7 protein-coding genes are annotated in these 13,700 nt (G+C 67.6%); 3 read left to right on the top strand and 4 right to left on the bottom strand.

What is annotated here, in order from left to right:
* Nucleotides 1-79: 79 nt before the first annotated feature.
* Entirely contained in the window at nt 80-1,165 is a 1,086-nt protein-coding gene (gene rsgA, locus DAT35_RS55635; protein ID WP_108077618.1) for a ribosome small subunit-dependent GTPase A, read from the bottom strand.
* 353 nt (nt 1,166-1,518) lie between these two features.
* Here rsgA and DAT35_RS55630 point away from each other — a divergent pair, with 353 nt between their 5' ends.
* Complete coding sequence (locus DAT35_RS55630) at nt 1,519-3,675, top strand: M13 family metallopeptidase (protein ID WP_108077617.1); 2,157 nt, start codon at nt 1,519-1,521, stop codon at nt 3,673-3,675.
* 53 nt (nt 3,676-3,728) lie between these two features.
* On the opposite strand, the gene DAT35_RS55625 is transcribed toward DAT35_RS55630, so the two are convergent.
* Nucleotides 3,729-5,150, bottom strand: coding sequence for a hypothetical protein (locus DAT35_RS55625; RefSeq protein WP_199243306.1), 1,422 nt, complete (start codon nt 5,148-5,150; stop codon nt 3,729-3,731).
* 221 nt (nt 5,151-5,371) lie between these two features.
* On the opposite strand from DAT35_RS55625, the gene DAT35_RS55620 reads away from it, so the two are divergent.
* Nucleotides 5,372-5,923, top strand: a complete 552-nt coding sequence (locus DAT35_RS55620; RefSeq protein WP_108077616.1) for a hypothetical protein — start codon at nt 5,372-5,374, stop codon at nt 5,921-5,923.
* 46 nt (nt 5,924-5,969) lie between these two features.
* On the opposite strand, the gene cglD is transcribed toward DAT35_RS55620, so the two are convergent.
* Both cglD and DAT35_RS61660 read right to left on the bottom strand, forming a co-directional pair.
* The gene (gene cglD, locus DAT35_RS55615; RefSeq protein ID WP_233262285.1) at nt 5,970-8,741 is read right to left on the bottom strand and encodes an adventurous gliding motility lipoprotein CglD; all 2,772 of its coding nucleotides are present in this window, start codon (nt 8,739-8,741) and stop codon (nt 5,970-5,972) included.
* Nucleotides 8,742-9,110: 369 nt separating this feature from the next.
* Nucleotides 9,111-9,800: a hypothetical protein gene (locus tag DAT35_RS61660; RefSeq protein ID WP_233262284.1), complete on the bottom strand. Its 690-nt coding sequence runs from the start codon at nt 9,798-9,800 to the stop codon at nt 9,111-9,113.
* 224 nt (nt 9,801-10,024) lie between these two features.
* Between DAT35_RS61660 and DAT35_RS58625 the strand changes: the two genes are divergently transcribed.
* Complete coding sequence (locus tag DAT35_RS58625) at nt 10,025-13,654, top strand: hypothetical protein (protein ID WP_146210299.1); 3,630 nt, start codon at nt 10,025-10,027, stop codon at nt 13,652-13,654.
* Nucleotides 13,655-13,700 lie beyond the last annotated feature (46 nt).

Genomic DNA, 13,700 nt, shown 5'->3' with positions numbered 1-13,700 from the left:
CGGCGTCCATCCACCATAGATGGATGGAAGCGCCGCGTCATCCTCCCGCATTGTCACCGGGCGGCCTTACCCGGCCTCCCTAGTCTCCGCGCCGCTTCGCTCGCGAGTGCTGCCAGCCTTCCAGGGTGCGGTTCCGCTCGAGGCGTTTGTGCTCGCGTTGCCCGGCGCTGCTCGCCTGACGCGCGTGGTAGGCCTGCTCGCGCTGGAGCTTCTCGAAGCTCGCGAGCCGCTCTGGAGAGAGCACCCCGGAGTCCACCGCGGCCCGCACCGCGCACCCCGGCTCGCGTTGGTGCGCGCAGTCCGAGAAGCGGCAGTCCGCTGCCAGCGCGAGGACATCGGAGAACGCCTGGCCCAGGCCGTCTTCCTCTCCCCACAGCCCGAGTTCGCGCATCCCCGGCCCGTCGATGAGCAGGCCTCCGTGGGGCAGGACGAAGAGCTCCCGGTGGGTGGTGGTGTGGCGGCCCCTGTCACCCTCTTGGCTGACGGGCTGGGTGGCCAGCCGCGCCTCTTCCAGGAGCCGGTTGACGAGGGTCGACTTACCCACCCCCGAAGAGCCGAGCAGCGCCCCTGTCTTCCCGGCGGGAAGCCGTGCGAGCAGCTCCTCGAGCCCCGTTCCGTGTAGCGCACTCAGGGCGAGCACGGGGACTCCCGGAGCCAGGGCCTCCACCTCGAGGACGCGGGCGGAGACATCCTCCTGGAGGTCGGCCTTGCTGAGCACCACCACGGGCTCGGCACCGCTGTTCCAGGCCACGGTGAGCGCCCGTTCGATGCGCCGCGGGTTGAAGTTCCCATCCAATCCGGTCACGAGGAACACCACGTCGAGGTTGGCGGCGATGAGCTGGCCCTCGTGCTCGCTTCCCGCCTCGCGCCTCATGAGGACGCCGCGGCGGGGAAGGACGGCATGGAGCAGCGCCTCTCCATCGCCGGAGGGCGGCACCAGCGCGACCCAGTCGCCGATGGTGGGCAGCGCCTCGGCTCCAGGCGCGTGGTGGAGGAGCCGTCCCGAGGGACGCGCGAGGAGCGTCCTGTCGGAGGTCTGGAGGGTGAGAAGCCCGCGCTCCTGGCGCACCACGCGGCCGGGGACGAGGGGGAGGGAGGATTGGGAAAGGAGAAGCGAAAACGCGTGGGCGAGGTCTGGACCCCAGCCGAGGGATTCGATGAGCACTGGAAGGATTCCGGGCAGAGCGGTGCCTACGGCGCACCTGATTTTCAGGGCACCCAGCAGGGGCGGGACCGCTCTACGACGGGCCTTCGGAGCCGGCTTAAGCGGCCTGCGCCTTCTGGGCGAACAGGACTGCGACCGCGGCAGGGACAATGGGCGAGTTCATGGTGCCTCCGAGTGCTCGCGGGCGGCGCTCATCGCCGCTCTGCACCCCACGCCATAACAAGCTTCGGGATTAAGCGACAGCTCGCGTTGTTGGGGAGCCGATTTCCGCCTACTCGTCCTGCCACCGCGCTTCCTGACGGAAGCATGGTCGCCACACGGCGTTCGAGTGGCCTTCCCAGGGGTTTCTTCACGTGACAGTTCGATTCAAACGTATTCCGGGAGCCGTGCGCACGGTTCTCACGGCCAGTGCATCCGCGTGGCTCGCCGCATGTGCCACCTCCGCACCGGTGGAGAAGGCGCCCGCGTCGGCCCAGGCCCAGCCTCCCGTCGCGCCAGCCGCCGCCCCGGCTCCAGCTCCGAAGCCCACCTATGGCAGCTTCGGTGTCGACACCGCGGGGATGGATCTGTCCGTCGCTCCTGGCGACAGCTTCTTCCGTTTCGTCAATGGCACGTGGCTCGACAAGACCGAGATCCCCGCCGACCGGTCCAGCTACGGCATGTTCACGAGACTCGCGGAAGAGGCGAGCCGGCGCACGCGCTCGCTGATCGAGGAGGCCTCGAGCGCCAACGCCCCCGAGGGCAGCGAGGTCCGCAAGCTGGGTGACCTCTTCGCGAGCTTCATGGACGAGGCGGCCATCGAGGCGAAGGGCCTGTCGCCCCTCAAGCCGGAGCTCGACGCCATCGCCTCCATCGCGAACCGGAGGGCGCTCGCCGCGGCCCTCGGCCGTACGCTGCGCGCCGACGTCGATGCGCTCAACACGGGCCATGTCACCACCGAGCGGCTCTTTGGCCTCTGGGTGACCGAGGACCTCAACGAGCCGTCGCGCTATGCCGCCTATCTGCTGCAGGGCGGCCTGTGGCTGCCAGATCGGGACTACTACCTGGTCGACAACGCGCGGTTCTCGGAGATCCGGCAGAAGTACCAGCAGCACATCGCCACCATGCTGGGCCTGGCGGGCATCTCCGACGCGGAGGCCCGTGCGCGCCGCATCTTCGAGCTCGAGCGCAACATCGCCCGGGCCCACTGGGCCCAGGTGGACACGCAGGATGTCGCCAAGGTCAACAACCCCTGGGCCCGGAACGAGTTCGCGCGGCGCGCACCCGGCCTCGACTGGGACGCCTATCTCGGCGCGGCGGGCCTCGGGCAGCAGCGCGAGCTCATTGTGTGGCAGCCGAGTGCCCTGACGGGAATGGCGAAGCTCGTGGGCAGCGAGCCCCTGCAGACCTGGAAGGACTACCTGACCTTCCACGCCATCGCGCGCTCCGCGGCCTTCCTGCCCAAGGCCTTCGTCGACGAGTCCTTCGCGTTCAACGGCCGCGTGCTCTCCGGCGCACAGCAGCCTCGCGAGCGCTGGAAGCGCGGTGTCGACGTCACCGGCGACGCCATGGGTGAGGCCATCGGCAAGCTCTATGTCGCGAAGTACTTCCCGCCGGAAGCCAAGGCGGAGGCCGACAAGATGGTCCGCAACATCGTCTCGGCGCTCGGCCGGCGCATCGACGCGCTGGCGTGGATGGCTCCGGAGACGAAGGCACATGCGAAGGAGAAGCTGGCCACCCTTCAGGTCGGCATCGGCTACCCGAACACGTGGCGTGACTACTCGGGGCTGGAGATCATTCGCGGCGACACCTTCGGCAACGCCGAGCGCGCGTCGCGCTTCGAGTATCAGCGCAACCTGAACAAGCTCGGCAAGCCGGTCGACAGGTCCGAGTGGTTCATGGTTCCGCAGCTCGTGAACGCGCTGAACTCGCCGCAGCAGAACTCCATCATCTTCCCCGCGGCCATCCTGCAGCCGCCCTTCTTCGATCCGAACGCGGACCCCGCGGTGAACTACGGCGGCATCGGCTCCGTCATTGGGCATGAGATCGTCCATGGCTTCGACGACGTCGGCGCTCAGTTCGACGCTCGCGGCAAGCTGGCCAACTGGTGGACGAAGGAGGATGCGGCGAAGTTCAAGGCCGCCGGCGAGGCGCTCGCCGCGCAGTACAGCGCCTACCGCCCGCTGCCCGACGCCTCGGTGAATGGCGAGCTGACGCTCGGCGAGAACATCGCGGACGTGGGAGGCCTGTCCATCGCCTACGACGCCTACCAGCTGTCCCTGGGGGGGCAGCAGGCGCCGGTGATCGACGGCTACTCCGGTGACCAACGCTTCTTCCTGGGCTTCGGTCAGGTCTGGCGCTACAAGTACCGCGAGCCGACCCTCCGCCGCCTCCTGCTGACGGATGGGCACTCTCCGGGCGAGTACCGCGCTTCGACCGTGCGCAACGTCGATGCCTGGTATCAGGCCTTCGGCGCCACTGCCGGCCAGACGCTCTACCTCGCACCCGAGCAGCGCGTGCGCGTCTGGTGAGAAGGAGGGCAGGGCGGGAGACCGGCTGAGCCACAGGGGCCGTCTCCCGCCTTTCAGTAGCCCCGGAGCACCGTGAGCCCCGCGTCGGTGAGGACGTAGAGCATCGCCGGGGTGCCGTTGGGGTCGTAGACGAGCTGCCTCACGCTGCGGCCCTGGATGTTCGGCACCCGCGTGAGCTGCTTGTTCGCGTCCATCCGCCACAGGCCCGAGCCATCCGTGCCGATGAAGAGCGAGCCGTCATCCGTGGCCGCCAGCGAGGTGAGGCCGTTGGTGGGCAGGCCCGGGACCTTGATGCCCTTCTGGAAGGGATTGCCGCTCGAGATGATGCTCAGCTGCCACAGGCCGTACTCCTTGCTGGCCAGGTAGTAGCGGCCGTCCTTCGTCTGCTGGAAGCCGCGCCAGAAATCGAACTCGGGCAGCGAGTTGACCTCGGGGAGGTACGAGGACTGCACCTTCATGGGGTTGAGCTCCTCGGGGACCATCGCGTCCCAGAGGCCGAGGTCCGCGTTGGGCGTGACGATGCCGAAGGTCCAGTCATTGGCGATGAGCACGTCGCCGTCCTGGGCGATGCCCACCGCATAGGTGTAGCCGGCGCGCTGGCTGCCGTTGTCCCACCACACCGGGTGGCGGTGGCTGTTGTAGTCGAGCCCGCGGATGCGGGTGACGCCGTGGTTGGTGCCGATATACACCTCGCCCTTGTCCCGGCCGCGCATCACCTTCACGCAACTGAGCACCGAGCGATCCTCGTCGAACCTCCAGTCATTGGAGTTGCGGATGCCCATGTTGTTGCTCGAGTTCCACCCGAGGCCACCGGGATTGTCCGCTTCGCGCCGGAACGAGTGGGTGATGTGCTCCTCCAGGACGAGGTTGCCGTCCGGAGTGAGCTTCACCGCGTCCAGGTCCCCTTCCAGGTAGGAGGCGTCCTGGTAGGACGAGCGCATGGGCTGGACGAGCTCTTGCGCGTAGTAGCCCACATAGGCGCGGCCGGCGCTGCCGCCGCAGATGACCGTGGAGGAGAAGCCCCGGCCGGCCTGGCCGATATCGCTCGCCCAGAGCGGCTGCGTGTCTCCGGGCCGCAGCACGCCGATGCGGTTGCCGGCAAGCAGCCAGACGTTGAAGGCGTCATCCACGGCCACCCCCTGCGGATGGCCCACGCCGAAGCGCTGCGTGTAGTTGACCGCCGCCTCCTTCGGCCATGGGTCCGGTTGCTGCCCGCCGGTACCTCCATCCGTGCCCGCATCCGGCGGAGTCCCGGCGTCGGGGGGCGGGGTGCCTCCGTCATCGGGCGGGGTGCCCGCGTCTGGCGAGGACGTGCCTCCATCCTCGGTGGGCGGAGGGCCCGCGTCGGAAGTTGGCTCCTCGACGGGTGGCTCTCCCTCGAGTGCCGGGCGCGCCGTTTCGTCCTTGCCACTGCATGCCCATACCGCTGCCACCAACACGCCCGCCCCACACACACCCAGCAGTTTCCGAATCACCGTCGTCCGCCCCCCTCGCCGGGAAGCGCAGGAGCAAGCCGCGTACCGGTTCCGAAGGCCGCACGGAGCGCGTGGACGGCTCGGAATGGGAAACGATGTTCCCTCGCGGGCACCCCGCCGCTCTGGGGGTGGAGTCGGCCTGCCCCGAGCTTTCCCAGGAAATCCCACACAGGTAGCCATGCAGGCGAGCGCCAGGCGGAGGCCGTGTCTAGACTGGAGGCATGCCCTCTCTTCGCTCCTGGTCCCGTGGGTCGCTGCTGGGTGTCGGTCTCCTCGTGGGCGGCGTGGCCGCTGGCGCGCCCGACTCCCCGGTCATCGCCGTGCACCTGCCCTACGAGAGTTACAACCTGCAACTCAGCGGGGACGATGTCCTCTCCGCCGACATCCAACTCCACCGCTCCGCGACGGAGCTGCGGGGGAGGGCGCTCGGTACGGCGGCGCGGCTCACGCTGAAGGAGGGCGGGGCCTCCGGGGTCGTCGGCTCCACTCCCGTCAACCTGAAGGTCCACAAGGAGGGCGACACCCTGCTCGCCGAGGGAGGCTTCGTCGATGGGCGCGTGACGCTCCGGTTCAACTCGAAGGAGCTTCACGTCTACATCAACCAGTGCCGCTACGAGCTGACGTACACCGAGGGCTGGTATGAGGGGCCGCGGAGCTGCGACAGCCGGCTCGCACCTCCCGTGCGGCTCTCCGTGCCGCCCGAGTTTCTCTCTCGTAGTGCCTCGGAGCAGGCGGCGCTGCTGCTCTTCGCACTCGCGCCCGCCGGGCGGTAGCGCACGCTCCGGACCCGAGCGCATCGGGTCCGGAGCACATCCACTGCTAGCCGATGATCGGGATGCAGGCGCAGCGGGTCATGTCGCACCGCGAACCCGCGCCGCAGCTATTGCCGCAGTCCGGCTTGCAGACGCACTGGTTGCCCGTGTCGTTGCAGCCGAGCAGCGGGCCGGTGCAGTGGTCCGGCTCGTTCGGGGTGTAGTTCGGGTCGTCCTTGCACGGGACACCGCCGTTGGGATCCTTCACGTCATCCACCCAGTACTGGTACGACACCGCCACCTGGGTCGTGTCGGCCGCGGGGCGGCAGGCGCCGAAGAAGGACAGGGTGCGAGCGCTGCCGTCGAAGTCGAAGCCGTTCACCGTGCTGCGCGGAACGTCATTGCTCGTCTTGCAGACGGCCGGATCCCTCACGTTCTCCATGGCCACCTTGATGGAGGCGCCGATGGGCGGCTTGAGGGTCTTGTAACCCGCGTTGCCGATGGTGTCGTTGATGATCGCGTCCATCGAGGCGCCGATGGAAGCGGTGTCGAGGATGGAGCCGATCACTCCGCCCGAGGCGTTGACCACCGCGGCGTGACGCTGCTTGGCCACACCGTTCTCGGGCTGCGGGTTGAACTCACGTCCCGAGTTGGACAGGTTGCAGGTGCCCGAAGTGCAGCCGCAGGCCTGGCCGGACGGGCACACGATGCCGTGCACGGCGATGTGCTTGCCCGTCTTGTTGGTGGGCTTCGGCAGCTCCGAGGTCGTGCCGAAGAAGTTCATGAAGGTGGTGACGTTCTCGCAGTCGGTTCCCGCCTTGTTCTGGGTTCCACCCGCACCGCAGTTGCCGGCCGTGTTGGTGTAGCTGATGGTCTGATCATCCGCGTCACCGAGCAGCACCACCACGATGTCCGCGTCACTGCGGACCAGGCTGTCGGACTCGGAGGCGGTCGGGGCGGTGCCCGGCGTCATGTCGTCGACGGCCTTGCGGGCGGCGCCCAGCACACCCTCGGCGGCATCGCCACTGATGCCCACCCAGCAGCCACCGTTGGCGCCCTGGGTGGAATCACCGGGGCAGGACGGGGCGGTCGGAGCCTCGGGCGTCGTGGTGACCCCGCTGCACGTCCCCCCCGAGGTGCCCGAGCACGTGCTGTTCTCCGTGAGCCACGCCTTGACCTTGTTCACGTTGCGGGTGAAGCGCCGCACCTTGGCCACATTGTTCGTACTGCTCGAGCTGCCCGTGTGGTAGCTTGAGGAGACGAGCGCCATGCGCCAGTCCAGCGACGAGGCATTGAGCGCGTCCACCGCGGCCTGGGCGGCCGTGGCCAACGAGGCCTGCGAGCTCTTCATCGAGCCGCTGTCGTCCACGACGAAGAGGAAGTCCACCTTCGACGTCTTGAGCGAGAAGCGCTCGCACTGCACCGCCGTGGGCTCGCCGAACTGGGCGAGCGCCGAGCCATCCGAGAGATCCTTGACGGAGAAGGCCGCGGTCGTGCTGCGGTTGTTCCCCGTCACGTTCGCCAGGGGGGCCACGGCGATGAGCACCACGAGGCTCTGGGGCGAGCGGTGCACGAAGAGCGTCTGGAGCCGGAAGTTCCCGTTCACGCCCGCCGCCGCGCTGCTCAGGCGGCCCGTGCTGCCCGGCAGGAGCGCGTCCACCAGCTGGTCGGTGCGGCGCTTGAGGTCCGTCGTCGTGCCGGCCTGGTCATAGAAGGCCTGCACGGCGTTGAACCCCTCCCAGGTCTTGAACACCTGGGCGGTGCGGTTGCTCAGGGTACCCTTGGAGTCGATGGAGGGCCGCAGTGCCTCCTCGTCGCCGAGCGGATCCGTGGCGCCCGTGGGAGGCGTGGTGCGGAAGGCCAGGAAGGCGATCTTCGAGGTGCTGTCGTAGCCCACCAGGCCCTTCACCTCGCCGCCCGAGGTGATCTGGGTGACTTCCTGGAAGGTGGGAGGCAGTGCCAGCTTGATGTCCGGGCCGTCCTCGGACTTGAAGATCACGGGGCGCAGGTTGGCGGTGGTGCACACCTGGCCGGCCGGGCCCGAGGCGTCGTTGCTGTTGGGATCCAGCTCTCCGGGGTCCACCTTGCCATCCTGGTTGGTGTCCTCGGCGCCGTCACTCACGCCGTCGTTGTCGGAGTCCGGGTTGGTCGCGTCCGTGGTCGTGCCGGGATTGGCGTCCGGGCGGAAGATGCCGGTGCAGTTCGCCGTGTCCAGGTTGGTGGTGGCGCCCAGCTCCACGCCGTCCGAGATGCCGTCGCCATCCGTGTCGAAGCGGCGCGGGTCGGTCTCGGTGGCCTCGCGCTTGCCGTTGGCGTTCTGGTCCTCGCCCTTCACGCTCGCGGTGCTCGGGCCGTCGCGCAGGCCGTCGCAGTCGGTGTCCACGAGGAGCGGGTGGGTCTCGTCGTCGTCCACCCTGCCGTTGTGGTTCGCGTCCTCCACACCATCCGGGAGACCGTCACCGTCCGTGTCCGCCTTGACCGGGCTCGTGTTCACCGCGGTGCTCAGGTCCGGGGTGATGGTGCAGTTGGTGCCCGTCACCGCCTTGGTGACGCCCACCTCGAGCCCGTCCGGGAGCCCGTCCCCATCGGTATCCGCCACGCCGGGGTTCGTCTTCAGCCCGTCGTAGGCGACCTCGAACTCGGTCTTGTCGCTCAGACCGTCACAGTCGGTGTCCTTGGTGGCGTTGTTCGGATCGTTGGGATCCGTGGGCAGTGGGTTGGTGCCGGGGTCCGTGCCGGGGTCCGTGCCCGGGTCGGGTTTCGGATCACCGCTACACGCGGCTGCCGTCATCAGACTCATCGCGAGCAGCGCCGCGCTGAGGAGTCGTTTCGGATTCATTCGGGGCTCTTCCTCCCGCCAGTGATTTCCTGGCGTGTTTGAGAAAACCGCCCCCCCCTTCGCGGTATGTGTTTGACATCATACGCGATCGGGCGCGCAGGTCCGCATGTTTCGTTGGGACTGGGATTTTGTGCGTGGTGCCGGATTTCACTGGGGTTGGGCCATTTTCACTGGTGATGAGTCTTTGCGCGCACAGTGTGGATGGGGCGCACGGAGTGTGTGGGACTGGACACGGACAGGCGTTCGAGGCCGCGCCCAATCGGCATCACACCAGGTGTGCCCTCCTGTTGTGAGGGATTGGGGCATGAAAAGGCTTTCATTCCAGCCCCGCACCTCCAGAGGCGCTCGGTGTACGAGCGTGCGAGTGTCTCATCGTGGGTGACCAGGAGCCGGGCGCCGTCGTAGGCCGCGAGCGCTCGCTTGAGCCGCTCCACCGATGGGAGATCCAGGTACTGGGTGGGTTCGTCGAGCACAAGCCCCCACGCCCGCGTCGCCAGGGCCCGAGCGAGCAACAGCTTGCGCGCTTCGCCCGGGGAGGGAGACCGGGTGGCGAGGAGCTGGCCGGGTTCCGCCGAGCGCGGCCACCAGCGAGAGCACCCGCCTCCGGTCCTCCCGTGGCAGCGCGCGGATGGTGTCCACGGCCTCGAGCGCCCGAGCTTCGTCGAGGTCCTGCGGCAGCACGAACAGGTGCTCCTCGGCGTTCTCCGCCAGGTCCTTCGCCATCACCGAACGGGCATCCGAGTCATACCGGTCCTTCACCCGAGGGCCCACGCTGCGCGAGGCGCTCGCGCTCCGGAGTTGCTCCGCCGCCGCCAGCATCGCGCGGTGGAACTGGTGCTCCTCGCGCACGTGCTGTGCGCGCAGCGCCTCCTGCCGCTCACGCTCGGCCTCGCGTTGGGCGGCGGCCCGGGTGTAGCTGCCCACCCGGAGTTCGAGTCGGCCGTGCGAGACGAACAGCGTTCGCTCGGTGAGCGCATCCAACAGGCTCCGATGGCCGCGGAGCGCGTCGGTGCACGTGTCGAGCCGGCTCGTCTCGCAACACGTCAACGCGAAGCTCATCCCATCCAGGCAGTCCCACCCGATGTATGAGAACAGGGGCGCACCCCGGTGCGAGGCTTACGAGCCTTGTGCCGGGGTTGTCTCTTTCGGCTCTCAGCGGATGGGCTCTGTTGATTGGGATGGTGGCTGTACGTGTCAGCTACGACGCCGTTGCGCACTCGAGGGTGATAGGGGTGTCATGCACCCCCCCTTTGCGCGCATCCCATTCGGGTTGGAGGCCGCCGATGTACCGGAATTTGAGCTCCCTGGTGCTGATGTTACCCCTGCTGGCCCTGCTCGGGTGTGACAGGGCCACCGATCCCATCGTCAGTCCCCCCGACAGTGGAACCCCGGACGGGAGCACTCCTGGCGTAACGGTGAGCCTGGACCCGGCGTCGGTGACGCTCTCCACGGGGGAGACGCAACGCTTCACGGCGACGGTGACGGGGGCGAGCGACACGTCGGTGAGCTGGATGGCGACGGGCGGGAGCATCACCTCTGAGGGCGTGTACACGGCACCAGGAGTGGCGGGCTCGTATACGGTGCGAGCCACGAGTGTGGCGGATAAGAGCAGATACGCGGAGTCCTCGGTGAAGGTGACCGAGCCGCCTCTGCCGCCACCGACGATCACCCATTTCGCGGCGGTGCCATCGACGATCTTCCGGGGTGAGAGCACTGCGCTGAACTGGGAGGTGGCGGGAGCCGCGAGCCTGAGCATCTCTTCGGGCGTGGGCACGGTGACAGGGTCGAGTGTGACGGTGAACCCGTCCGAGACGACCACCTATACCCTGACAGCCACGAACGAGTCGGGGACCGTTACTGCGAACGCGACGGTGACGGTGGTGCCTCCACCGACCATCACGACGTTCACGGCGGAGTCGTCGACGATCTTCCTGGATGAGAGCACGGCGCTGAGCTGGGAGGTGGCGGGAGCCACGAGCCTGAGCATCTCACCGGACGTGGGCTCAGTGACGGGGACGAGCGTGATGGTGAGCCCGACCGAGACGACGACCTATACCCTGACAGCCACGAACGGCGCGGGAAGCGTCACGGCGACCGCGACGGTGACGGTGGTGCCTCCGCCGACGATTACGAAGTTCGGAGCGGAGTCGTCGACGATCTTCCTGGGTGGGAGCACGACGCTGAGCTGGGAGGTGGCGGGGGCTACGAGTCTGAGCATCTCACCGGGCGTGGGCACGGCGACGGGGACAAGCGTGACGGTAAGCCCGACCGCGACGACCACCTATACCCTGACAGCCACGAACGGCGCGGGAAGCGTCATGGCGACCGCGACAGTGACGGTGGTGCCTCCGCCGACGATTACAAGTTTTTCGGCGACACCGGCGACGATCAATCTGGGACAGAGCGCGACGCTGAGCTGGACGGTGACAGGGGCCGCGACCTTGAGCATCTCGCCGGGCGTGGGCACGGTGACGGGGACAAGTGTGGCAGTGAGCCCGACCGCGACGACGACCTATACGCTGACAGCGACGAATGGGGCGGGAAGCGTCACGTCGACCGCGACGGTGACGGTGGTGCCTCCACCGACCATCACGACGTTCTCGGCGGCGCCGGCAACTATCAACCTGGGCCAGAGCGCGACACTGAGCTGGACGGTGACAGGGGCCACGAGCCTGAGCATCTCGCCGGGCGTGGGCACGGTGACGGGGACGAGCGTGGTGGTAAGTCCGACCGCGACGACCACCTATACACTGACAGCGACGAACGGTGCGGGCAGTGTCACGTCGACTGCGACGGTGACGGTGGTGCCTCCGCCGACGATTACGAAGTTCTCTGCTGCGCCGACGACGATCAATCTGGGGCAAAGCTCGACATTGAGTTGGACGGTGACGGGGGCCACGAGCCTGAGCATCTCGTCGGGAGTGGGTGCAGTGACGGGGACGAGCGTGGCGGTGAGCCCGACCGCGACGACGACCTATACCCTGACAGCCACGAATGGCGCGGGAAGCGTCACGGCGACGGCGACGGTGACGGTGGTGCCTCCGCCGACCATCACGACGTTCTCGGCGGCGCCGACGACGATCAATCGGGGCCAGAGCTCGACACTGAGCTGGACGGTGACGGGGGCCTCGAGTCTGAGTATCTCGCCGGGAGTCGGCACGGTGACGGGGACGAGCGTGGCGGTGAGCCCGACCGCGACGACGACCTATACCCTGACAGCCTCGAATAGCGCGGGCAACGTCACGGCGACCGCGACAGTGACGGTGGTGCCTCCGCCGACCATCACGACGTTCTCGGCGGCACCGGCGACAATCAACCTGGGCCAGAGCTCGACACTGAGCTGGACAGTGACAGGGGCTACGAGCCTGAGCATCTCGTCGGGAGTGGGAGCGGTGACGGGGACGAGCGTATCAGTGAGCCCGACCGCGACGACCACCTATACGCTGACAGCCACGAACGGTGCGGGCAGTGTCACGGCGATCACGACGGTGACAGTGACTATTCCCCCAGACGTCTGGGCATCCCTCACCTGGGCTCACGAGCTCCCTGGGAATTATGACTCGGATGTCTATCGTTGGCTGGATTCCGGCCGGCAGCAGCGGACGGCGGTCCTCACGCGCAACGACTCCGTGGATCCGGGTGGAAGCCACGGCGGCATGCTCCGGCAGTTCCGGTTCTATCTGGGCACCCAGGAGCGTGTCGCCACGGGCACGGGCGCCAGCGGCAAGTGGAACGGCTGGGGCTACATCGTGAACCACGACAGCAGCGGCGGGGTGACCCACTCCGCCGACGTCTCGGGCAACTACCGCCAGGTCTTCGTGGGCCGGCATCACGCCATCCACGAGTTCACCTGGAACATGCCCATCAGCGGCAACCCCCCCATCAAGACCACGGTCCACTGGTTCTTCGCCACGGGACGGGACCATCCGGTCTACTCCGTCACCTTCGATACCAGCGCCGCCGGCTCCTCGGGCTTGTCCAAGAACGCGGACTCCCGCACTCCCTATGGTGACATCGCCTGGGATGGTGATGGCACCAACTCCAATGTGGATGGTGTGAAGTGGGGCGACAAGTACAGGTTCTTCTCCCGTGACGAACCGCTCCTGGCCCAGAGCCGCTGGGACTACAGCCAACCCAACGTCGTCCCCTATACCTTGACGTACTCCCGGAGCGCCGATGCGGAGATGGGCATGGTCCAGACGCTCAACTGGCTCCAGCACAACACGGGAGGCACCTGGTTCAATGACAACTGGGGCCGCACCTCCGAGACCCGCAATGATCCTTCTCCTGGCGACAACTGGGTCATGCCCGACAACTGGAACTGGCCCTATCAGATGTGCCAGTACGAGATGGATGGCTACAATCCGACCCGAAGCAAGCGTCTCGCCTGGGGCTTGATGTACGGTGCCGTCGGCAACCCTTCGTACTCGGGTTATGGCTACGAGAATAACTACTCGGGTCATCCCTACCAGAGCTACTCCGTCGTCATGGTCATGGGCCGGCAGAGCACGGGAGATGTTCTGGCCCAGACCACCCAGGTGGAGCGCATGCTCCAGGCGCAGCTCACCGCGACCCAGGGCCAGGTGGTCACCTCGGGTCCTGTCGGTGTGGCCCGCTCCGACATCTCGACCTATCCGGTGCCTGGTTACAACAGCGTCTATGGGGCCTATGAGTTCCAGGCAGCTGTGACCGGCGGGTTCTCCGTGACCCTGAATGCCGCGGGAGGAGACATCAAGAATCCCATCTTCCTCGTCCGCGGCCTGGGCGGCGTTCCGCCGAGCATCACCCTGGATGGCGCCACGTTGAAGGCAGACGTGGATTACTTCGCTTCCTTCGATACCACCACGGGCGTGATGTGGATGACCCTCAACCGTGTCTGGAGCGGTAGCCACACCCTGGCCCGGGGTGGGTAGCGAGGGTTGGGCAGATTCCGGCCACCGGCGCGAGGCTCGTGGGCCT

The organism is Vitiosangium sp. GDMCC 1.1324 (assembly GCF_003044305.1).
Classification (GTDB): domain Bacteria; phylum Myxococcota; class Myxococcia; order Myxococcales; family Myxococcaceae; genus Archangium.
This window is presented reverse-complemented; position numbering and strand designations above follow the sequence as displayed.